20 protein-coding genes are annotated in these 22,007 nt (G+C 38.0%); all 20 read left to right on the top strand.

Translation table 11 applies throughout. The features are described 5' to 3' along the window. Positions 1 to 2 precede the first annotated feature (2 nt). Positions 3 to 908 carry a hypothetical protein gene (locus tag OD803_RS08495; protein WP_262733115.1) on the top strand — a complete coding sequence of 302 codons (906 nt, stop codon included), beginning with the start codon at positions 3 to 5 and terminating at the stop codon, positions 906 to 908. 4 nt (positions 909 to 912) lie between these two features. Continuing rightward, on the top strand, positions 913 to 1,812 hold the full coding sequence (locus OD803_RS08490; RefSeq protein ID WP_262733114.1) for a glycosyltransferase family 2 protein: 900 nt from the start codon (positions 913 to 915) through the stop codon (positions 1,810 to 1,812). A gap of 1 nt (position 1,813) precedes the next feature. Continuing rightward, on the top strand, positions 1,814 to 2,572 hold the full coding sequence (locus tag OD803_RS08485; protein WP_262733113.1) for a DUF616 domain-containing protein: 759 nt from the start codon (positions 1,814 to 1,816) through the stop codon (positions 2,570 to 2,572). Then, positions 2,569 to 3,438 (top strand): glycosyltransferase family 2 protein, encoded by an 870-nt coding sequence (locus OD803_RS08480; RefSeq protein WP_262733112.1) that lies wholly within the window; start codon positions 2,569 to 2,571, stop codon positions 3,436 to 3,438. The genes OD803_RS08485 and OD803_RS08480 overlap by 4 nt, the downstream gene beginning before the upstream one ends. Beyond that, complete coding sequence (locus OD803_RS08475; RefSeq protein ID WP_262733111.1) at positions 3,428 to 4,345, top strand: glycosyltransferase family 2 protein; 918 nt, start codon at positions 3,428 to 3,430, stop codon at positions 4,343 to 4,345. The genes OD803_RS08480 and OD803_RS08475 overlap by 11 nt, the downstream gene beginning before the upstream one ends. Further along, a complete protein-coding gene (locus OD803_RS08470) occupies positions 4,338 to 5,333 on the top strand; it encodes a glycosyltransferase family A protein (RefSeq protein ID WP_262733110.1) in 996 nt (331 codons plus the stop codon). Before OD803_RS08475 ends, OD803_RS08470 begins: the two co-directional genes overlap by 8 nt. Positions 5,334 to 5,341: 8 nt before the next feature. Continuing rightward, positions 5,342 to 6,097, top strand: a complete 756-nt coding sequence (locus OD803_RS08465) for a class I SAM-dependent methyltransferase (RefSeq protein ID WP_262733109.1) — start codon at positions 5,342 to 5,344, stop codon at positions 6,095 to 6,097. Continuing rightward, positions 6,094 to 7,287 (top strand): glycosyltransferase family 4 protein, encoded by a 1,194-nt coding sequence (locus tag OD803_RS08460; protein ID WP_262733108.1) that lies wholly within the window; start codon positions 6,094 to 6,096, stop codon positions 7,285 to 7,287. The genes OD803_RS08465 and OD803_RS08460 overlap by 4 nt, the downstream gene beginning before the upstream one ends. 797 nt (positions 7,288 to 8,084) lie before the next feature. Continuing rightward, positions 8,085 to 9,473: an asparagine synthase-related protein gene (locus tag OD803_RS08455; RefSeq protein WP_262733107.1), complete on the top strand. Its 1,389-nt coding sequence runs from the start codon at positions 8,085 to 8,087 to the stop codon at positions 9,471 to 9,473. 23 nt (positions 9,474 to 9,496) lie between these two features. Continuing rightward, a complete protein-coding gene (locus OD803_RS08450) occupies positions 9,497 to 10,600 on the top strand; it encodes a glycosyltransferase (RefSeq protein ID WP_129761221.1) in 1,104 nt (367 codons plus the stop codon). 2 nt (positions 10,601 to 10,602) lie between these two features. Beyond that, entirely contained in the window at positions 10,603 to 12,039 is a 1,437-nt protein-coding gene (locus OD803_RS08445; RefSeq protein ID WP_262733106.1) for an MBOAT family O-acyltransferase, read from the top strand. A gap of 37 nt (positions 12,040 to 12,076) precedes the next feature. After that, positions 12,077 to 12,940 carry a hypothetical protein gene (locus OD803_RS08440; protein WP_262733105.1) on the top strand — a complete coding sequence of 288 codons (864 nt, stop codon included), beginning with the start codon at positions 12,077 to 12,079 and terminating at the stop codon, positions 12,938 to 12,940. A 35-nt stretch (positions 12,941 to 12,975) separates the two neighbouring features. Then, the gene (locus tag OD803_RS08435) at positions 12,976 to 13,851 is read left to right on the top strand and encodes a hypothetical protein (protein ID WP_262733104.1); all 876 of its coding nucleotides are present in this window, start codon (positions 12,976 to 12,978) and stop codon (positions 13,849 to 13,851) included. A 245-nt stretch (positions 13,852 to 14,096) separates the two neighbouring features. Further along, positions 14,097 to 15,011 (top strand): glycosyltransferase family 4 protein, encoded by a 915-nt coding sequence (locus OD803_RS08430; RefSeq protein ID WP_262733103.1) that lies wholly within the window; start codon positions 14,097 to 14,099, stop codon positions 15,009 to 15,011. Then, complete coding sequence (locus OD803_RS08425) at positions 15,004 to 15,864, top strand: sulfotransferase (RefSeq protein WP_262733102.1); 861 nt, start codon at positions 15,004 to 15,006, stop codon at positions 15,862 to 15,864. The genes OD803_RS08430 and OD803_RS08425 overlap by 8 nt, the downstream gene beginning before the upstream one ends. Next, positions 15,842 to 17,200, top strand: a complete 1,359-nt coding sequence (locus OD803_RS08420; protein WP_262733101.1) for a glycosyltransferase family 2 protein — start codon at positions 15,842 to 15,844, stop codon at positions 17,198 to 17,200. Before OD803_RS08425 ends, OD803_RS08420 begins: the two co-directional genes overlap by 23 nt. 216 nt (positions 17,201 to 17,416) lie before the next feature. After that, on the top strand, positions 17,417 to 18,493 hold the full coding sequence (locus OD803_RS08415; RefSeq protein ID WP_262733100.1) for a glycosyltransferase family 4 protein: 1,077 nt from the start codon (positions 17,417 to 17,419) through the stop codon (positions 18,491 to 18,493). Continuing rightward, positions 18,490 to 19,611 carry a glycosyltransferase gene (locus OD803_RS14645; protein ID WP_262733099.1) on the top strand — a complete coding sequence of 374 codons (1,122 nt, stop codon included), beginning with the start codon at positions 18,490 to 18,492 and terminating at the stop codon, positions 19,609 to 19,611. The genes OD803_RS08415 and OD803_RS14645 overlap by 4 nt, the downstream gene beginning before the upstream one ends. A 41-nt stretch (positions 19,612 to 19,652) precedes the next feature. Continuing rightward, positions 19,653 to 21,008 (top strand): O-antigen ligase family protein, encoded by a 1,356-nt coding sequence (locus OD803_RS08405; protein WP_262733098.1) that lies wholly within the window; start codon positions 19,653 to 19,655, stop codon positions 21,006 to 21,008. After that, complete coding sequence (locus OD803_RS08400) at positions 20,968 to 21,975, top strand: glycosyltransferase family 4 protein (protein ID WP_262733097.1); 1,008 nt, start codon at positions 20,968 to 20,970, stop codon at positions 21,973 to 21,975. The genes OD803_RS08405 and OD803_RS08400 overlap by 41 nt, the downstream gene beginning before the upstream one ends. Positions 21,976 to 22,007 lie beyond the last annotated feature (32 nt).

Here is a 22,007-nt window from a genome sequence, read left to right as displayed (position 1 = left end):
TTATGAGGCTTTTTGTTGTAAACGTGTTGGTTTTTATTGCTTGTATTCTTATAGGAGTTTTCATTGTGTTTTCAAAAGCTGATGGTTATACTGATGCATTTTATAAAAGGTTTACAACTCCAAAGCAAAGCAATTTAATTATTGGGATTTCACATGCAGCACAAGGTATTCAACCCAAGGTTTTAAAGTCTGAGTTAGATAGAAATTTTTTTAACTATGCTTTTAGTTCTGCTCATAGTCCTTATGGTCCAACTTATTTGAAAAGCATAAAAAGGAAATTAGACAAAACTCATAAAAACGGAATTTTTATTTTGACAGTAGACCCTTATAGTATTTCCAGTTGGACTAAAGACCCCAATGATTCTTCATCCTTTAGGGAATTGAATTTATGTTTAGCCAATACGCCTTATGTAAACATTGAGCCTAATTTCTTTTATCTGTTGAGAAATTATAATGATAAACATCTTAATCTTATATTAAAAAAGGATTCAATTCAATTTTTGCATGATGATGGCTGGTTAGAGATTTCAATTAATATGGATTCTGTTAATGTAAATAAAAGAATAGCCAGTAAGATTAAAACTTACAAAGAAGATTATCTTCCTAAAACTAATTTTTCTAATACAAGGTTAAATTATTTGGAAAATACAGTTAGCTTTTTGAAACAGCATGGACAAGTCTTTATAGTGCGATTGCCTGTACATCCACTAATGCGTGAAATTGAAAATACTTATATGCCAGATTTTGAAGAAAAAATTCAAAAAATTATTACTCAATCCGATGGTTATTTGAATTTTGAAAATGAAGATGCTGATTATATTTATACAGACGGAAATCATTTATATAAAACATCAGGAGAAATAGTTACCCAAAAAATAGCTGAATGGATTAAAAAGGTAGAACAGTAAATTAATGGAAAAACAACAATTAATATCTATCATTATCCCAACTTATAATCGTGCGCATTTGATAGGTGCTACACTAGATAGTATTGCAGCCCAAAGCTATGCGGGTTGGGAGTGTTTGGTTATTGATGATGGGAGTACAGATGACACGGCTGCTGTGGTGGGGGGGTATGAGGCTGCTGATGCTCGTTTTCAGTACCATGAACGTCCTGTGGATAAACCCAAAGGTGCTAATGCTTGCCGGAATTATGGGTTAGACCTTGCGCACGGGCAGTATGTTGTGTTTTTTGATAGTGATGATTTGATGACTCCTAATCACCTTGAAGTAAAACATGAGGCTATTTTAAAGCATGAATGTGATTTTGTTATTACCCAAACCCGTTATTTTAATAATGATGCTTTGAACAGGGTTTTAGAGCGTCAATACGCCTATGAGAGTTCAGATATTTCTTTATATAATTTTGTGACCCACAAAACCGTGTGGTTAACATTGGATGTATGTATTAAAAAAAATATAGCTAAGACTATAGAGTTTAATGAGCAATTACAATCAGGACAGGAATATAATTATTTTTCGAAATTACTTTGTGAAAGTGTAAATTGTATTTATTTAAAAGATGTACTTTCCCAACGGCGTCATCATGAATCGTCTATACGAGGTGGTTTGAGAACAGATGCTATAAAAACAAGTATAGGCTTTTATAAAACGTATTGGTATACTTTTCAGGATTTAAAAGATACAGCACCCAATATTGTTTTACAGTTTTTATTATATCGCTGTTATCGACTTTCATTAAAAATACCGAAAGCAGAACGTCCTTTTAGAGCGGATTTGTTAAAGGCTATGAGGCGTTATATGGGTTTAAAAGGGTATGGTTACGGTATGCATTTACAATTGAGATCCTAGTATGAAAAAGATAGCTATTTATACTGCTTTGTATGGTGACCGAGATACGATTAAAGCTCCAGTTGATTTTGAACAATTGGACGGTGTTGATTATTATTTGTTTACCAATCATAAAACATTGACTGTTGCACCATATACAACTATTTATAGGGATGCTTTATATGAAGATACTGCTCTTAATGCTAGGGCTTTTAAAATATTGGGAGATGAATTGTTGAAGGATTATGATATTTTAATTTGGCACGATGCTAATATACAATTGTGTTTAGCTCATCTACCTGAATTATTGTCTTATTCAAAGGATACTTTTTTAACTACATTTACCCACCCGCATAGGGATGATGTTTATAGTGAGGCTATGTCTTGTGCACGTGTAGGTAAAGCAAAGCCATTTGTGATTGCTAAACAGCTATTCAATTACTTTGTAAAAGGAGTTCCTGCACACCAGGGTATGTGGTCTACTGGGATTTTAATCAAAAACAATTTACACTACCAACCTGATGTTTTATCTCTTTGGTGGACTGAACTTAGGACTTATAGTAGACGAGACCAAATCGCTTTGGCTTATGTGGTTTATAAGTTAGAGTTGCAGATTGCAATAATTGATGCCAATATATTTGATTCTAAATATGCTAACTATTATTTACACCATTATCAAGATTATACCTCTATGCATGGTAGAACCTATAATTACAGTCGTTTTGAGAAGCGTGTAGCCTACCTGTTTATTAAATTATTACGTAAACTGAAAAAGTTATGACTCCATTAGTCTCCGTTTGTATTCCTACCTATAATGGTGCTCTATATATTGGTGCTGCTATGGCCTCAATTTTAGAGCAAGACTACCCGAATATGGAGGTTGTTGTTTCTGATGACGCCTCAGGCGATGCTACTCTTGCTATTATAGCTCGTTATGCAGAAAAGACTTCTATCCCTATACGTGTTTATCATCATAGCCCGAAGGGTATAGGTGCTAATTGGAATAATTGTGTTGCCCATGCGCAAGGGGAGTACATCAAGTTTTTGTTTCAGGACGATGTTATGGCTCCTGATTGTATTAGCCGAATGGTTGCTTTAGCCGAAGCTCACCCAACTGTAGGGTTGGTGTATAGCAAACGTTGGTTTTTATATGAGACTTTAACACCAAAGTTGACTTCTTTTATGTCTTATTATGGTGATTTGCATACCTATTGGGCTGATTTTAGTGTGGAAGCTGGTGTACTTCCTGGACATGTGTATTTAAAGGATCGGCAGTTTTTAAACTCGCCAAAGAACAAAATAGGTGAGCCCACCAATGTGTTGTTGCGACGTGGCTGTTTTGACACTGTTGGTTATTTTAGTGAGACTTTGGAGCAGGCGTTGGATAGCGACTATTGGTATCGTGTTATGACTTGTTATGATGTTGGGTTTATAGATGCTGAATTGGTAGGTTTTAGATTGCATGATGCACAAGCCAGTAGTGTTAACAAAGGACGCGCGTTACCGGATGCCACCTTAGTGTATGAACGTTATTATCGTTATTTGTACTCTTATTTGCACCCAAAGGCTCAACTGAAGCTATTAAAGTTATATCATCCTTTTTTTAGAACTTTAGTGCGATTAAAACGTTTTTTATATGGCCGCTAGACCGCTTGTGAGTATTATATTGCCTGTTTATAATGGGGAAGCTACCTTGGGTGCTACCTTAGATAGCTTATTAGCACAGACTTTTACAGACTATGAGCTTGTAGTAGGTATTGATGGTACTACTGATGGTAGTCAAGCTATTGTGGAGGGTTATGATGACCCTAGAATACGCTTGATTGTACACCCTGAGAATTTGGGGTTGGCGGAGAATGTGAATGCGCTGCTTGCAGCATTGCACCCTGAGAGTTTGTATGTTGCGATGGCAGAGCAGGATGATGTGTATGTGCCTGAACGTTTGGCATTACAGGTTGCTGTTATGGAGGCTGAACCAGAAGTGGGTTTGGTTTCGGGTATTGCAGCATTTAAAAGTCAAGGTGGTAGTGTGTTGTTTCCGGGGATTTTGGTAAAAGGGGAGGTTTTTCCGCAAGGAGAAGCTTTGTTTCAGTATCTTTATGAGCATCAACTTAAGGTTGTGAATACTTGTATGTTATTGCGTCGCTCGGTACATGAGGGTTATGGCTTGCGTTTTAAGGCTACTTATGGGAACTTTAATGTGGACTGGAATTATGTGTTGCGTTTTAGTTTGGTGTCTAAGGTATACGGCATTCCTAAAGTATTGGTGACTATGGACAGAGGGCTGACTAATGATTCGGTGACACGTGATAAAGCTTCTCAACATGAAGCCTCTCGACAGCTGTTGAAGGATTTTAGGGCAGAGTTTCCTGAGCTTGTTTCGGCAGGTTTATATCGAAAGGCTTTAAAGCAGCACCGCAAGATTGAGTTGGGGCACCATAGTAGGGGTAGTATTATTGTGAGGGGTTTGTATTATAGTTTGCGTTATATGGATATGTATTTTTTGAGGTATTTGTTTAAGCGTGTTAGATATTTTTTAAGCTATAATGAGTAGAGTGTCAGTTATTATCCCTACCTACAATAACCCAAAGCAATTGGAGCGTGCTGTGGTATCTGTATTTGCTCAAAGTTATACTGATATAGAGGTTATAGTTGTTGATGATGGCTCTACTGAGGATTATACTGTTACAATTTCAAAATTAAAGGAGGAGTCTCAATTTCCATTTTATTATTACAAAAAGACCAATGAAGGTCCAGGAGTTGCGCGCCAGTATGGGCTGGATAAGGCTAGTGGTGTTTTTTTTCAGTACTTGGACTCTGACGATGAGCTTTTGCCGGATAAACTGGAGCGTCAAGTTGCCATTTTAGAGTCTCATCCTGATATTGTTATGACTTATGGGTTAAGTATGCTGAATCATGACCGTAGTAAAATACATAGGGGTAAGCATATACGTAATGTTGAGTCGGATTTGTTGCAAGAAGTGTTGGAGGTTAGAAAGTGGCATACTTCGGCTTGTTTATGGCATTATCCTAAAGGGCAGTATTGGGAGTCGTTATTTAACGGGGAAGATGTGTTACACGATTTTAATGTAGGGATAGCTAGTAGAGGGCGCATTTTGTTTGCTAATACTATAGTTACCACTATACATACTTATGATGGACATCAGCGCTTATCTAATGCCAGTGGGCATAATAAGAATCATAGTAGGCTGATTGGCAACTTTACGCAAATGAATGTATTGATGTGTGAGCGTTTATTAGAAGCAGGACTACTCAAGCAGTCTTGTTATGCTAACCCACTAGCGGAACGTATGTTTCATGCTGCAATGCGAGTTAATTTATTAGGTGATGAGGCCGCAAGTATTGAATTAGTCTCTTTAGCACAAAAGACAGCCATTTCAAAAGTGAAGCGAGTAGAACTCCTCTTGTTAAAAGGATTAATTAGATTACCTTTAAAGCGTCGCCGAAAGGTTTATCAGCGTTTTTATGATATAAGACGACGTTTACATTCGGCAACAGTGCATCAATACCGTTATATTTAATTTATAAGATGGATAAAACGCTTACTTCAAAAAGCTATTGGGAAAACTACTACAAAGCTAATCATGCACAGCGACAACATATTATTGATGTTTGCTCTTACTACGATGGTTTTTGGTCTCAGTTTTTTGACGCTGAAAAGGGAAAAACGTTTATAGAGATAGGTGGTTTTCCTGGGCGTTACTTGGCTTATGTAGCTGCTAGATATGGTGTGACGCCTACTTGTTTGGACTATAACTCTAATACTAGTCAAATAACATCAACTTTTGAAGTCATGGGTGTTACTTCTTATCATATTTTACAGGAAGATTTTTTAAACTATAGTCCAAAACAAACCTATGACTATGTTTTTTCGAATGGGTTTATTGAGCATTTTGAGGATTTTGACCATGTCATGGATTTGCACTTGCGTTACCTAAAGCCAGGTGGACGACTAATGGTTATGGTGCCAAATAAACGTTATTTGAGACGCTGGTATGGTTATCTGTGTGATTATGATAATTTAAAAGCACATAACTTAAAATGTATGAAACTTTCAGTATTTAAAGCATTTGCTAAACGACATAATTTGGAAACTAAAGTGTTACAGTATTATGGAGGGTTTCCTTTTTCTGTGCATCAAAAGCTTAATGTGTTTCAGAGGTTATTGTTTAAGGTTACTCGTTTACTGTTTAAAAAAGGGATTAACCCTATATTAATGAAACATCCTTCAAAGTATTTTAGTTCTACGATCATAGCTCAATATGAAAAACCATTAGACTCTTGAAACCGCCAGTTAAAATCGCCATATTTTCAGGAGTCATTCCTAGTACTACTTTTATAGAGCATTTGATAGAAGGTGTTGCTGAGGCGCATGAGGTGTTATTGTTTGGGGTTGTAAACACCCGTAAACATTATGCTTCAAAACATGTGAAGATTTACAGTACGCCTAAGTCTCATATTGTGAATTTGGTGTTTACAGTTTATAGATTGTTTATTTTATTATTGAGAAGGCCTAGAGCTGCGTATTTGCTTTTTAAGGAAGTGTCAAGTTATACGCGTTTGTATGACCGTTGGATTTGGTTTAGTAAGTTTTTGCCTATAGTACTTTATCGCCCTGATGTGTTGCATTTGCAGTGGGCTAGGGATATTGAGTTTTATGCTTTTTTACAGGATGTGTTTCATATTCCTATCGTAGTAAGTTTTAGAGGTGCTCATATAAATTATACTCCTATTTTGCAGCCCGAAGTAGCCGCAATTTACAAGCGCACATTTCCAAAGCTACGTGCTTTTCATGCGGTGTCGGAAGCTATAGCTGTTGAGGCGCAACAGTATGGAGCTTCTTCAGAATGTATTCGTGTTATACACTCTCCTTTAAATTTTAAGGCTTTGCATTTTAAACGTGCGCCTATTCATTTTGGTGCTACTTTACGGTTGTTATCGGTAGGTCGATTTCATTGGAAAAAGGGCTATCGTTATGCTTTGTCTGCTCTTTCTTTGTTGAAGCAACAAGGGGTTAATGTGGAGTATACTATAGTTTCCTCCAATGCGATTAATGAGGAATTGTTATTTCAAATTCATCAGGAGGGTTTAGAGGATTCTGTTACTATTAAGAGTGGGTTGTCCCAGGATGATTTGTTTCGGTTTATGAGCCGTTTTGATGTTATGCTTTTACCAAGTTTAGAAGAAGGTATTGCCAATGTGGTTTTGGAAGCTATGGCTTTGGGAGTGCCCGTTATATCGACAGACTGTGGCGGTATGCGCGAAGTGGTTAAGCCAGGGGAAACGGGATGGTTGGTTCCTGTGCGTGATGCTGAAGCATTGGCCAATGCTGTTGTTGATGTGATGCAGACTGATGCGCAGGTTTTAGAACGTATTGTGCAACAGGCTCATGATTTTGTAAAGGCTGAGTTTGCTGCTGAGGATTCTATAGGGCAGTTTTTGGAGTTGTATGAAGGATTAGGGGTTAGGGATTAGTGCTTAGTATTAAGTGTAGTGTTTGGTGTTTGGTTTTGTAGTGACATGTGTTTGTTCATTTTTGAGGGACCACCTTTCGACAAGCTCAAGGCAGGTGAACCAAAAAGTCCTTTACTGTCGGTAGGCATTTCGCTTGCAGCGAACCGCACCCAAAACTTCGCGTCGCAAAGCTCCTGTTCTCGAAGCTTTTGTGCGCTATGCTTACGACAGTGTTTTCCTGCGTTGCAGGAATGGGGTTTGGTGTTTGGGGTTTGGTTGTTAGTGTGTAGTGTTTGGTGTTGTGTGACGGTGTTGTTCTTTTTTAAGCACAAAAAAGAACCAAAAAGTGCTTTTACTGTCGGTAGGCATTTCGCTTGTAGCGAACCGCACTCAAAACTTCGCGTCGCTACGCTCCTGTTCTCGAAGCTTTTGTGTGCTATGCTTACGACAGCGTTTTCCTGCGTTGCAAGAATGGGGTTTGGTGTTTGGTGTGTAGTGTGTGGTGTTTGGTTTTGTAGTGACATGTGTTTGTTCATTTTTGAGGGACCAAAAACGAACCAAAAAGTCCTTTACTGTCGGTAGGCATTTCGCTTGCAGCGAACCACACCCAAAACTTCGCGTCGCTACGCTCCTGTTCTCGAAGCTTTTGTGTGCTATGCTTACGACAGCGGTTTTCCTGCGTTGCAGGAATGGGGTTTGGTTGTTAGCGTGTGGTGTTTGGTGTTTGGGTGTTGCTGACGGTGTGTGTTATTTTAGTATTAAGTGTTGTGTGAATGGTGATTAGTTATTCAATTTATTTATATTAGTCCTGTTGTTATATGACCATCAAAACCGCTATTATACCCACAGAACAAACTATTGCCAAAGTGCATGCTGATAGGCAATTGCATTTAGAGGCCTTATGTGTTTTTGCTGCTATAGGTTTCTTTTTGGATACTGATACGTATTGGAAGGATGAGGTTGTTTTAAAGCCTGCGCATAGGCATCGCTTAGACGATGATGGGTATTTGCTAGACTCTAAGCCATGGTTTGAGTGGTTTTATGACCCTAAGCCCATGACTTTTGATGCTGCTGTAGATGGGTATGCCAGTTTGTTTGAGGAGGTCCTTAAGGAACAGACTCATGGACAGCGTGTTATTTTACCGCTTTCGGGCGGTTTGGATAGTAGAACTCAAGCCGCAGGATTGTATCGTATAGGCGCTGAGGTGTCTTCTTATAGTTATTCCTTTGCACAGGGTTATCCTGAGAGTGCTATTGCTAGTGCTATTGCTAAAGTTTGTGAGTTTGACTTTGAGGCCTTTACTATTGACTCAGGCTATTTGTGGAAGGTTATTGATGATTTGGCCAAATTGAATGGTTGTTACAGCGATTTTACGAGTCCGCGTCAAATGGCGGTCATTGACCAATTAGGCGCTAAAGGCGATGTGTTTTCGTTAGGGCATTGGGGAGATGTGTTGTTTGACTCTATGGGATTGCCACAGTTGTCAGACGCTGATCTAGTGGATTTACTTAGTAAAAAGTTGTTGAAACGTGGTGGTTTAGCATTTGCTAGTAAACTATGGACAACTTGGGGGCTTGATGGTGATTTTTTATCTTACTTTAAAGGACGATTAGCCACTTTGTTGGATGGTATTGCTATACCTGATTCCAATGCTAAGTTGCGTGCCTTTAAGAGTTTGTATTGGGCGCCTCGGTGGACCTCGGTTAACCATTCGGTATTTGCCTCGGTACAACCTATTACATTACCTTATTACGATGAGCGACTGTGTCGATTTATCTGTACTGTGCCGGAAACCTATTTAAACGGTAGGCAGTTGCAGATTGCTTATATACAACGTTATGCTCCTGAGTTAGCTTCTATTACTTGGCAAGACCAACGTCCGTTTGATCTAAACAATTATCATAAGAACCGGTTTCCGTATGCTATTCCATATCGAGTAGCTAATAAAGTAAAACGCACATTTAATAGTATTTTAGGTAAGCTTTATGTACAACGCAACTGGGAGTTGCAGTTTTTAGGAGCTAGCAATCAAGCTCATCTTAGTGCGCATTTGTTTGAAAGCGGACTACAGGATTGGATTCCTGAGGCTCTAGTGCGTGATTATGTTGCGGACTTTTATAACCAAGACGCTTTAAAGAATGCGCATGCTATCAATATGTTGTTAGTTTTTGCTAAGTTTAACCAATTAAATGCTTTGACCTTTTAGTTAGATACTTTGACAAGCTCAGTATGACGAAACGCATCCACATCTTATTTACCATTCCTAATTTTGACACTGCAGGTAGTGGTCGTGTTGTGTATGATTTGATAGCAGGTTTAGACCGAACTCGATTTGCACCTGAGATTTGTTGTTTTCATGGTAAAGGCGCCTATTTTGAAACTATTAAGCGCTTGGGAGTGCCTATTCATTTTTTTGAGTTTACTGCGCCTTATCGTCCTTTTTTAAGTTTGCCTTTTAGGGTATGGCGTATTGCACGGTTTTTTAAACGTCATCAGTTTGATGTGATCCACTCGTGGCATTGGAGTAGTGATTTTACAGAACCTTTGGCTGCTCGATTAGCAGGCGTGCCTTTTGTGTACACGAAGAAGGCTATGGGTTGGGGTAATCGTGCCTGGAGATGGCGAAGCCAATTGAGCCAAAAGATTATTGCTATTAATACTGATATGCAGCCACAGTTTTTTAGTGCTATGGCTGAAAAGGTGTGTTATATTCCTTTAGGAGTTGCTGTTGATTATTTTAAACCATTGCCTAAGCGTTATACCACTCCTGAGGGGTTAGCATTTAGCGATACAGATTTTGTAGTGGTGACTGTTGCCAATTTGGTACCCGTAAAGGGGATAGAAGTTTTGCTAGAGGCTGTGGGTATGCTTGATGATGCTCGTGTACAGGTATTGGTAGTAGGTAGTACTGAAAGTGCTTATGCAAGAACGTTGCAAGACCAGTATGCCTCTGAGCAGGTGCATTTTGTAGGTAAACAGCTTGATGTACGCCCTTATCTTGCGGTAGCTGATGTATTTGTGATTCCTACTAAAGACGAAGGGCGAAAAGAAGGATTGCCTATTGCTCCGATGGAAGCTATGGCTTCTCAACGTGTGGTTTTAGGGTCTTCTATTTCAGGTATTAAGGATTTGCTTAGTGCTTTTACTACTTGCTTGTTTCCGCCTAACGATTCTAAGGCTCTTAGTGTTTTATTGCAACAGTTTATATCGCTTCCTGCCGCAGCAAGAGCTGAACTTGCTCAACAAATGCGACAGTATGTTGAAACTGAATTGTCTTTAGCGCAGTTTGTTAAGGCTCATGATGATTTGTACCATACTCTTATAACCGATTAGCTATGCTGTTTAATTCTCTAGACTTTGCTGTTTTTTTACCCATCGTGTTTGTGCTGTATTGGTTTGTTGCCAAGCGCCATTTGCGTGTTCAAAATGCCTTGGTAGTTGTTGCTAGTTATGTGTTTTACGGTTGGTGGGATTATCGGTTTTTAGCTTTGATTGCTTTTAGTACTTTGGTGGATTATACCATAGGACTCCAATTGGAGCAGCAGCATCAGCCTAAACGTCGGTTGGCGCTTTTATGGATTAGTGTTTTTGTAAATATAGGGTTGTTAGGTTTTTTTAAGTACTACAATTTTTTTGTAGATGCCTTTGTAGATGCCTTTTCTCTTTTTGGGTTGTCTATACAGCCCAATACGCTAAACATTATATTACCTGTAGGGATTAGCTTTTACACCTTTCAAACCATGAGTTATACCATAGATGTGTATCGTGGCAAACTGAAACCTACCCGTGATTTTATTTCGTTTGCTGCTTTTGTGAGCTTTTTTCCGCAGTTGGTTGCCGGCCCAATAGAGCGTGCTACCCATTTATTGCCGCAGTTTTACAAAACACGTTCCTTTGATTATTCTAAAGCAGTGGATGGTTTACGGCAAATGTTGTGGGGTTTGTTTAAAAAGATTGTTATAGCCGATAACTGTGCTCAGTTTGTTACCATTATCTTTGATGGTTACGGTTCGTACTCCGGAAGCACTTTGCTTTTAGGCGGTGTGTTGTTTGCGTTTCAGATTTATGGTGACTTTTCGGGGTATAGTGATATTGCTATAGGTACCGCACGCTTGTTTGGTTTTGATTTGCGACAGAATTTTGCTTTTCCTTATTTTTCAAGAGATATTGCTGAGTTTTGGCGACGTTGGCATATATCGTTATCCACTTGGTTTCGAGATTATGTGTATATTCCTTTAGGTGGTTCGCAGGTTGGTGAATGGAAGGTACTGCGCAATGTATTCGTGATTTTTATTGTGAGTGGGTTTTGGCATGGTGCCAACTGGACGTTTATTGTTTGGGGTGCTTTAAACGCGCTTTATTTTGTGCCTTTGTTGTTGTTAAAGCGGAATAGAGTACATACTGGTGTAGTGGCTGAAAGCCGAACGCTCCCAAACTTTAAGGAGCTTATGGGTATAGGCGGCACCTTTTTTTTGACGGTTATTGCTTGGGTGTTTTTTAGGGCTGCTAGTGTAGAAGAGGCTTTTAGTTATTTACAGGGTGTTTTTAGTAGGTCGTTATTTTCGGTGCCAGAGGTTCGACCAAGTTTTTTGTTGGTGTTTATTGTATTGTTTTTGGTCGTGGAGTGGTTTGGTCGTCGTGAACACTATGCCATTGAGCGGTTGTGGTTGAGTTACCCTAGAGCTGTACGTTGGGGGATTTATTATGTGATTGCTATGTTGATTTTTTTGTATGGTGGTAAGGAGCAGGAGTTTATTTATTTTCAGTTTTAATATGAGGTTGTTTTTGATAAAGTTCTTGGTATTTGCTTTGATGATTTTTGTCAGTGTATATGTTTTTTATATGCAAGCTGATGGTTTTACAGATCCATTTTATAATAGATTGGTTTCAAAAAAGCAAACAAGCTTAATTATAGGAACGTCAAGGTCAGCGCAAGGTGTTGATCCACAGGTGTTAAATGCGTTTTTAAATAGAAATGATATTTATAACTATTCATTTACATTAGGACATAGCCCCTATGGAGAAGTCTATTTTGAAAGTATTAAGAAAAAAATTAATGAAGATTCCGATGAAGGTATATTTATAGTTACTGTTGACCCATGGTCAATATCAGTTAATATTAATAATAATGAGTATTTTCAAGAAGAAGATAGGTTTTTAAACAAAATACACTTTGTAAACCAATATCCAAATTTAGAATACCTGTTGTTTTATTTTAATCAAAAGAATATTGATATACTTTATAACAAAAAAAAATCTAAAACTTACTTGGATAATCGAGGTTGGTTACAAGTAAATTTAAAGTGGGATAGTGTTTCTATGAATAAAAGACTAAATGAAAAGGTTTTTAATTATACTGAGTTATCATCTGAATTGAAGGTTTCAAATATTAGACTTAATTGGTTGTTTAAAACTGTTGAGTATTTGAAGTCTAAAGGAAGTGTTTATATTGTAAGGTTACCAGTTCACCCCATGTTGTTTAAAGTTGAAGAAAAATATGATAGTAATTTTCAATCAACTATAGATAATGTAATAAAATTAAGTGATGGGTATTATGATATGAGTTTTATGAATGAGTTCTATAAATATAACGATGGGAACCATCTTAATAAATATTATGTACCAGATGTAAGTGCTAAAATTGCAAATTGGATTAATTCACAAAAAAAATGAAGCAATTTCTTATGAAATCTATCTTTTTTATTTGTGTGCTAACTTCCAGTGTTTTAGTTGTGTTTTATTTAGCCGATGGTACTACTGATGCCTTCTATAAAAAATTTACAAGCCCTAAGCAACGTTCTCTTATCATTGGAACTTCAAGAGCAGCCCAAGGGATACACCCTGAGGTGATTAATTTGCACATGGACGTTGGTGTTTATAATTATGCTTTTTCGAGAGTTCATACCCCTTATGGAGAGCCTTACTATGATAGTGTGTTGCGTAAGCTTGATACTACATCGACTAATGGAGTGTTTATTTTAGAAGTTACACCATGGACCATTAGCGATTATACTATTGCACATAGTATTGTTGATGAATCACAGTCCTTTTTGGGAACTGTAGGGTCAGTTGCCAGTTGTCCTAATTTTTCATATTTGTTTTATGGGTTTCAGGACCGTTATATCACCATTTTAGAGCGTCGTTTTTTTAAGCAAGACCCAGCAGAAGTATTTGTGCATGATGATGGTTGGGTGGAAGTTAGCTTTACGGATGAGCAGCAGAGTGCTATTGTAAAACGTGAGCATAGTACGTTGGATAGTTATACAGCATTAGTTAAAACTTATCAAGATGTTTCAGAACAGCGACTAGCCTATTTAGAGCGCCTGATCATGACCTTGCAGTCTTATGGGCATGTTTATCTTGTGCGTTTGCCTGTAGCAGATGGTATGCTGCGTATTGAAACTGAATATATGCCTGATTTTGATCGTGTAATTACAAGGCTTTCGGAGACCTATAAGGTTCCTTATATTAATGCTATGCCAGAACGCCATGTATATGGTTATACCGATGGGCATCATCTTGATATTTTGTCGGGGAAACGATTTTCTGAGTATCTTGTCAACCAAATAGAAGCATTGCATTGAAACAGATAGGAATTGTTTTATCCCAGCCGCCGAGTTATTCGGAAACCTTTTTTAATAGTAAGATTAAGGGGTTGCAGGATAGTGGTTATACAGTTACTCTTTTTGTACAGCAGAATAGAAGTGGTTATGCAAGTTGTAAGGTAATAGAAGCACCAAAGGTTTATCGGTCTAAACTACGCCTTTTACTTTCTTTTATTGGTGTTTTTTTTAGTTTGTTACCTTACCGTTTACGTGTTTTTCGCTATATGCGTTTAGAGCGTGCTGCAGGAATTGGTTTTGGGCGGATTTTAAAACATATTTATATTCATGCCCATTTGTTACGCTCCACTTTAGACTGGTTGCATTTTGGTTTTGCCACCATGGCTCTTGAGAGCGAGCATGTTGCAAAGGCTATTGGTGCAAAAATGGCTGTGAGTTGCAGAGGGTATGATTTGGATGTGTATCCGCTAAAATATCCTAACGCTTACCGTTTATTATGGGTACATACAGATAAGGTACATGCTATTTCTAATTATATGTTGCAACGCGCTTATGCGACAGGATTGCCACTTACTACCCCTAGTGCTATTATACCTCCAGCGGTATTGGTGCCTGAGTTGGAACCCTCAAGAGGTCTTATAAGCTCACCTGTTCAAATAACAAGCATCGCCCGATTACATTGGATTAAAGGATTAAGTGATACCTTAGAAGCATTGGCATTGTTGAAGCAAGACGGACTCCAGTTTCACTACCGAATTATTGGTGAAGGACCGGAATTAGCAAGTTTGAAGTTTGCTGTTCACCAACTTGGTTTGACCGATGAAGTTGTTTTTTGTGGTAGATTAGCGCATGATGCCGCTATGCGTGTGCTTGAGCACAGTTCCATTTATATACAGTATAGCTATTCGGAAGGTTTTTGTAATGCTGTTTTAGAGGCGCAAGTGCGCGGTTGTTTGTGTGTTGTATCAGATGGAGGTGCTTTACCAGAGAATGTAATTGATGAGCAAACAGGATGGGTTGTTGAGAAAAGAAATGCTTCAGCTTTAGCTAAAAGACTCCTAGAAGTTATACATTTGCCTGAAGCTGAACAGCATCGTATAAGGCAAGCTGCTATTGAACGGGTAACCACAAGGTTTGACCTTAAAGACCAACACCAAGCATTTTTAGCATTTTATGAATAGGGTTATTATTTTATTAGGACAACGAGTGCGCAGTGGAACTAACTTTGTAGGTACTACATTGGCTCAACACCCAGATGTGGTTACCTTACCCAAAGATGCATCTTTAGGAGAGTTTAACTTATTTAGGGATAGAGATATTCTTGATTGTAATTTTAAGTCGGTTTCGGAGATGAGTTTTGGGATGGGAATCACAGCTGCAGACTCTGCTGAATTTTTAAGACTCTATGGGGAGCTTTGGTTGCAGTTTTTAATTGATAAGTACGAAGTGCCGGAAGGGAAGACTATATTTTTAAAATCTTATGTGATTCATAATTTAGATTTGTGGCGACAAGCATTTCCAAATTCAAAGATTGCTTTAATATGTAGGGATGGAAGAGATAATGTTATTTCATCTATTAAAGCCTCTAATGATTACCGTCAATGGCATTCAGTTTCTACCCGATTAAAAAAACGTTTTAATTTTTATTCGGGACGATTGTTTATCAACCATACTAAACACTGGAAGTCTACAGCAAACGTATTTATGAATTACCAAGACGATTTGAATGTTAAGAAGTTTAAGTATGAACTTTTAAATAACTCAGAAGCTGGTGTTAGGTCTTTGTTGGATTTTTATGAGTTAGACCATACACCTCAAATTGTTACCGATTGTTTACATGCTCCAGTAGTAGGTAGTTCTTTTGGGTATGATACTAAGAAAGGTAAACCTAATTGGACTCCTGATACTAATAAATCGAATTATACCTTTACTCGCAAATGGGTAAGATGGGGATTTTTGAAAAAGTCAGCTTTTAAATTGTTGGCAGGACAAGCTTTGCAAGAATTGGACTATGAAACTTCAAAAGACTGGTAGTATGCTTTTTGAGTTTTTAAAGTATTTGCAGCCTACACATTATTTTTCATTACTTAAACGTAATGGTGAAAGTGTATTTCCTGTTTTTAAAGCGTTACCCGAAGCGCTGCAAGCACAGTTGGAGCCTGATGGGCATTACACTAGTGCTTTGGCTCGAGACTACGATTTGTCGTGGCAAGCCTTACATAAAGGCTATATAGGAGACACAGCTACTATAGTACAGATTGCATCTTTACCTGTTGTGGATAATTATGTTTTTATAAGAAAATATTTTAGTCCATTTTGGGTGTTGTATGTGTTGCTGTATCGCTTACTTAGTTTTAAGTCTCCGCTACGGGAACTTAGCGCTTATTTTAAGACTAGAGGGGTTCAACGAAGTGCTTATTTGAATACGCCTTTTAAGTATCCGGAATGGGATACTTTTGAATCTACACTTGTGGCCAGTGCACCTAAAGTGAGTGTTATAATTCCTACGTTAAACCGCTATGCCTACCTAAAAGATGTGTTGCGTGACTTGGAACAGCAAGATTATACCCATTTTGAAGTTTTGGTGGTTGATCAATCCACACCGTTTCAAGCAGCGTTTTATGAGGGCTATGACTTAGATTTAGATGTTGTGTACCAAGAAGAGCAGGCCTTGTGGTTGGCAAGAAATACAGCCATACGTAGAAGTACAGGAGACTATTTACTGTTATTTGATGACGATAGTCGTGTTTCAAGTGACTGGATTCGAAATCACTTGAAGTGTATTGATTTTTTTAAGGCCTCTTTGTCTTCTGGGGTGTCCATTTCTAAAGTTGGCGCGAAAGTACCAGAGCATTATGCTTTTTTTAGAGTGAGTGACCAATTAGATACAGGAAACGTACTTATTAAAAAGTCTGTTTTTAAAACATTAGGCTTATTTGATAGACAGTTTGAACAACAACGTATGGGTGATGGGGAGTATGGATTGCGTGCTTATTTACACGGATTTTTAAATGTGTCTAATCCTTATGCGAAGCGTTTGCATTTAAAAGTTAACTCTGGTGGTCTAAGAACTATGGGGAGTTGGGATGCTTTTAGAACCAAACATTGGCTATCACCAAGACCCATCCCTAGTGTGTTGTATCTGTTTAGAGGCTATTATGGTAATGCTGCCGCTAAACGCGCTTTGTGGCGTACCATACCACTATCCATAATGCCTTATCAATTTAAAACCCATAAAGGCTTGCAGATTATAGGGGTTTTTGTTTCTTTGTTTCTTATTCCTTTGGTGTTGTATCAGGTGTTTAAGTCTTGGCGATTGTCTAGTGAGAAATTGAAAACAGGCGCTAGGATTGAGAGGTTGGGTGACTGAAGATAGAAGTGCGAAGTGTGGTTGTTTGGTGTGTAGTGTTTAGTTTTTGGTGTTTGGTTGAAAGTTTAAAAAAGGCATGAGGCATTAGGTATAAGTGAGACGATAGAAGGTGGAAGTGAGGTGTTTGATGGTGTGTCTTTGTAGGATTGTTAGAGTAAATTATAACTTAAGGTATTATAAATAAACCATTTATTGCAGCGTAAACGTATCCTAATATTGACTTCAGAGTTTCCTCCACAACCAGGAGGTATTGGTACTCATGCCTATCAATTGGCACACCATTTACAAGAGGCGTCGCATACTGTTACGGTTATTGCCGATGAGCGTTCTGATTCTGGAGTTGAAGAAGCTGTATTTGATAACACTTTGTGTTTTAAGATTCATAGAATTGTAAAGCGTCGGTTAAGAGTGCTGATGTACTTTAAGCGTTTGTTTTTACTTTTTAAGTATTTGCCTTCCAATGAGATTGTTATTGCTTCAGGGAAGTTTCCTTTGTGGGTTGTCGCTTTTGCGAGTTTGTTTTATAAGCGTCAGTATATGGCAGTGCTGCATGGTAGTGAAGTGAATTTTACCCAGTCGTTGTTAAACCGTTCTATAAGGGTTTCGCTTCAGCGCTTTACAACCCTTGTTGCAGTCTCCCATTTTACCAAATCTCTTGTGCAAGATCATCATGATGCCGTAGTTGTCATACCCAACGGGATACCTGTTCGTCAATTTGAGGCTCAAGCTATTTTGCCAAAGGATTTAAAAGGCTATCCAAAACTGATTACCGTAGGGAATGTTACCGAACGTAAAGGGCAGTTGAATGTTATACGACAATTACCAGAGCTTATAAAAGCTTATCCAGAATTGCATTATCACTGTGTGGGATTGCCTACTCAACGTGATGCGTTTGAGGCAGAAGCGTCTTTGTTAGGCGTACTGGAGCATGTTAGTTTTCATGGACGGGTTTCAGATATGGAGCTACGTTCTTTTTTAAATGAAAGTGATATTTTTGTGATGTTAAGTAGTCCGACTTCAACAGGTGATGTAGAAGGTTTTGGAATTGCGATATTAGAAGCTAATGCCATGGGATTGCCAGCAATAGGGGCTTTAGGTTGTGGGATTGAAGATGCTATTGAAGACTTTAAATCTGGGCGATTGATTGCCTATGATGATTTAGCTGCTTTTAAAACAAGTATTGAGGATTTGATTACCCAAAATGTACGTTACAAAGAACATGCACGATCTTGGGCTTTGAAACATGATTGGGCTGTAATTGTAAACCGTTATATAGCATTATTTGAGAAGTGACTTTAGTAATAATATCCCATACCGAACATTATAAGACTGACGATGGTACACTTGTGGGGTGGGGACCTACCGTTAGTGAGATTAACCACTTGGTAGCACATTTTGATACCATTATTCATGTGGCGATGTTGCATGACGGTAAAGCGCCTCCTAGTGCTTTACCTTATACCTCTGAACGCATTACATTTGTTTCCATACCAGCATTAGGAGGTCGTGGGATAGGAAGTAAGCTAAAAAGTATTGTATACGCTCCAAAAGTTATACGTAGCGTTGCTAAAGTATTACGAGAGGCTACTGTGTTTCAATTGCGAACACCCACAGGAATAGGCGTATATTTAATTCCATATCTTACATTTTTTAACAAGGCCAAAGGCTGGTACAAGTATGCAGGCAATTGGAATCAAAAACATCCACCTTTAGGCTATCGTTTACAACGCTGGATGCTTAAGCACCAATCGCGAAGCGTTACTATTAATGGGCGTTGGGAAGGACAACCTAAGCATTGTTTGACTTTTGAAAATCCTTGTTTAACAGAAGCGGAGGTTGCGCTAGGTGCTACCTATAGTGCCTCTCGTGAATGGCCAACCGTATGGAATTTTTGTTATGTAGGACGTTTAGAGTCAGAAAAAGGCGTTGGTCGTATTTTGGATGCGTTTAAGGCACTTTCAGCTGATGAAAAGGCTAAAATAGGAACTTTGCATTTGGTAGGCGATGGCCCTGAACGGTCACAGTTTGAAGCTATTTCTAAGGAGATAGGTGTCACGGTAGTGTTTCATGGTTTTTTGCCAAGAACCAAGGTGTTTACTATTTATAAGCAGTGTCACGGGTTTATTATGCCAACCACGGCTTCGGAAGGATTTCCCAAAGTTATTGCTGAGGCTATGAACTTTGGTTGTATTCCTTTAGTGTCTAATATTTCAGCTATAGGGCATTATATTCATGCTAAAAATGGATTTCTAATTTCACCTGTAGAAACAGATGTTGTAGTGGATTGCATCACACAATTTATTAATCTTGATGAAGCAAATTATACATCATTACTTGATGCTAGTAAGGATACAGTGCATTTGTTTACTTTTGAGCATTATGCCAATAGGCTTATGAATGATGTTATATAACTAGAGGATTTGATTATATTTAAGCTTTTATAATTTATACTTTGACTAAGGACACCAATCAAATATCATTATTGCTTTTCCATGTAGCCTTAGGATTGGCTATTTTTTTATTTGAACCAATAGCGAAGTTATACTTTATACTGGTATTAGCTTACTTTGCTTTGCGTATCGTGTTAGTTTCCAAAGCAGAGAAAGTACAAGCTGTGTTATATGCTTCGGCTTATTTTGTAGGTGCTGAAGTTTTATTTAGGATGACTAAAAGCGGATTGGCTTATGAGGCATCCAAGTACCTAGTTATTGTCTTTGTGATTATGGGTATGTTTTATAAGGGCTTGTCCGGAAAAGGGTATCCTTATTTTATATATCTTATACTTTTGGTTCCCTCCATAGTTGTTGCATCTGTAACTTTGACACTAGATGCCAATTTTAGAACCAATATAGCTTTTGTGTTAAGTGGACCAGTGTGTCTAGGAGCAGCAGCCTTATTTTGTTACGATAGGAAGGTAAGCTATCAGCAAATTCATAACGTACTCTTGTACATGGTGTTACCATTGATTACTACCACCGTTTATTTGTTTTTATATAACCCAAGTATTAAGGATACCTTATCAGGGACTGCATCAAATTCTGCAGCTTCAGGTGGATTTGGGCCTAATCAGGTTTCTACTATTTTAGGCCTTGGGATGTTTATTATGGTTGTGCGTTTGTTTTTAAAGTCTCCAAATCTTGCTTTAAAATTACTTAATCTTACTATTTTAGGTGGAATGACCTTTAGAGCTATTGTAACTTTTAGCCGAGGAGGTATTTTTGCAGCTGTTATTGTGGTTGGTGCTTTTTTATGGAGTTTGTTTTTTAAGTCTTCTTTGCGGCAAAAAAACCAAATTATAGGCTCTTTTATTTTATTAATCATTGCTGTTTCGGTTACTTGGGTTATTAGCTCTAATCAAACTATGGGTTTAATCGATAAACGTTATGCAAATGAAGATTCTTTAGGAAGGGAGAAAGGAGATATTACCACTGGTAGGGTTGCTTTGTTTATGGAAGAAATAGAAGGTTTTCTAGAAAGTCCGTTTTTAGGTATAGGTGCCAGTAGAGTTAAAAATATACGAGTGGAAACTACAGGTCAGCATTTACCCTCACATAATGAAGTAGGCCGTTTATTGTCTGAACATGGTTTTTTTGGGGTGATTATTTTACTCATCCTAATTATTACTCCCTTGGCTTATAGAGGTAGAAATAAAAAGAATATATTTTTTTATGCCTTTTTATGTTTTTGGTTTGCGACCATTAACCATTCAGGGTTGCGTATTGCTGCCCCTTCATTTATTTATGGATTAAGTTTATTACACGTTACTCATGAAACACGTTCTGTACATAGGCAACAACTTACAAAATAACCGTAGTAATGTGTCTTCCATTCAAAACCTAGGCGCCTTACTGCAGCGCGAAGGGTATAGCATGCATTATGCATCGAGCAAGAGCAATAAAGTGTTAAGGTTGCTAGATATGGTGTTTGCCTTTTTTAGGCTTCAACATCGTGTGGATACTGTAGTTATTGATACCTATAGTACACATAATTTTTATTTTGCACTTGTTATTAGCCAATTGTGTCGCGTTTTTAGGGTGGATTATATCCCTAGCTTAAATGGTGGAAATTTGCCTGCTCGTTTGCATAAGCACCCTATTATGTGTCGTATGATTTTTAAATACTCCAAAGTAAACGTTTCTCCTTCATTATACTTAAAGCAGGCTTTTGCGTCTTATGGCTATGACAACGTATTTTATATTCCAAATACAATAGAAATTGAGAAGTATCCATTTCAAACCAAAGACTATACTACAATACGACTGTTATGGGTACGTTCATTTTCGGTGCTTTATAACCCAGAACTAGCAGTTAAGGTCTTAAAAACACTGTTGGATAAAGGTTATAAAGCATCCCTTTGTATGGTGGGACCTGATAGTGATGGTACCTTAGCCAATGTAAAAGCCTTGGCTTCTATCTTAGGGATTGAAGTGACCTTTACTGGAAAGTTGAGTAAAGCGGCATGGACCCAACTGTCTCAAGACTACAATTGTTTTATTAACACCACTAATTTTGACAACACGCCTGTAAGTGTGATTGAGGCTATGGCTTTAGGTTTGCCTATAGTGTCTACTAATGTGGGTGGAATGCCTTATTTAATACAACATCAACAAGAAGGGTTGCTTGTAGCTCCTGAATCGGTAGAAGCTATGGTAGAGGCTATCCTTTATCTGTTTGAACACGCTACTGAACGCGAACACATGATAGCTAATGCTAGAGCAGTTGCCGAGTCTTTTGACTGGAATCGTGTTAAACAACTATGGAAAGATGTATTGTAACCAAAAAACTTGCTTCATTATTTGATATGTTA

The organism is Gaetbulibacter sp. NE (assembly GCF_025548475.1).
Classification (GTDB): Bacteria; Bacteroidota; Bacteroidia; order Flavobacteriales; family Flavobacteriaceae; genus Gaetbulibacter_B; species Gaetbulibacter_B jejuensis.
This window is presented reverse-complemented; position numbering and strand designations above follow the sequence as displayed.

What these genes read in the sequence shown, in the direction of transcription:
- OD803_RS08495 (WP_262733115.1), top strand. Translation starts at nt 3, where the DNA reads ATGAGGCTTTTTGTTGTAAACGTGTTGGTTTTTATTGCTTGTATTCTT.
- OD803_RS08490 (WP_262733114.1), top strand. Translation starts at nt 913, where the DNA reads ATGGAAAAACAACAATTAATATCTATCATTATCCCAACTTATAATCGT.
- OD803_RS08485 (WP_262733113.1), top strand. Translation starts at nt 1,814, where the DNA reads ATGAAAAAGATAGCTATTTATACTGCTTTGTATGGTGACCGAGATACG.
- OD803_RS08480 (WP_262733112.1), top strand. Translation starts at nt 2,569, where the DNA reads ATGACTCCATTAGTCTCCGTTTGTATTCCTACCTATAATGGTGCTCTA.
- OD803_RS08475 (WP_262733111.1), top strand. Translation starts at nt 3,428, where the DNA reads ATGGCCGCTAGACCGCTTGTGAGTATTATATTGCCTGTTTATAATGGG.
- OD803_RS08470 (WP_262733110.1), top strand. Translation starts at nt 4,338, where the DNA reads ATGAGTAGAGTGTCAGTTATTATCCCTACCTACAATAACCCAAAGCAA.
- OD803_RS08465 (WP_262733109.1), top strand. Translation starts at nt 5,342, where the DNA reads ATGGATAAAACGCTTACTTCAAAAAGCTATTGGGAAAACTACTACAAA.
- OD803_RS08455 (WP_262733107.1), top strand. Translation starts at nt 8,085, where the DNA reads ATGACCATCAAAACCGCTATTATACCCACAGAACAAACTATTGCCAAA.
- OD803_RS08450 (WP_129761221.1), top strand. Translation starts at nt 9,497, where the DNA reads ATGACGAAACGCATCCACATCTTATTTACCATTCCTAATTTTGACACT.
- OD803_RS08445 (WP_262733106.1), top strand. Translation starts at nt 10,603, where the DNA reads ATGCTGTTTAATTCTCTAGACTTTGCTGTTTTTTTACCCATCGTGTTT.
- OD803_RS08430 (WP_262733103.1), top strand. Translation starts at nt 14,097, where the DNA reads ATGCGTTTAGAGCGTGCTGCAGGAATTGGTTTTGGGCGGATTTTAAAA.
- OD803_RS08425 (WP_262733102.1), top strand. Translation starts at nt 15,004, where the DNA reads ATGAATAGGGTTATTATTTTATTAGGACAACGAGTGCGCAGTGGAACT.
- OD803_RS08420 (WP_262733101.1), top strand. Translation starts at nt 15,842, where the DNA reads ATGAAACTTCAAAAGACTGGTAGTATGCTTTTTGAGTTTTTAAAGTAT.
- OD803_RS08400 (WP_262733097.1), top strand. Translation starts at nt 20,968, where the DNA reads ATGAAACACGTTCTGTACATAGGCAACAACTTACAAAATAACCGTAGT.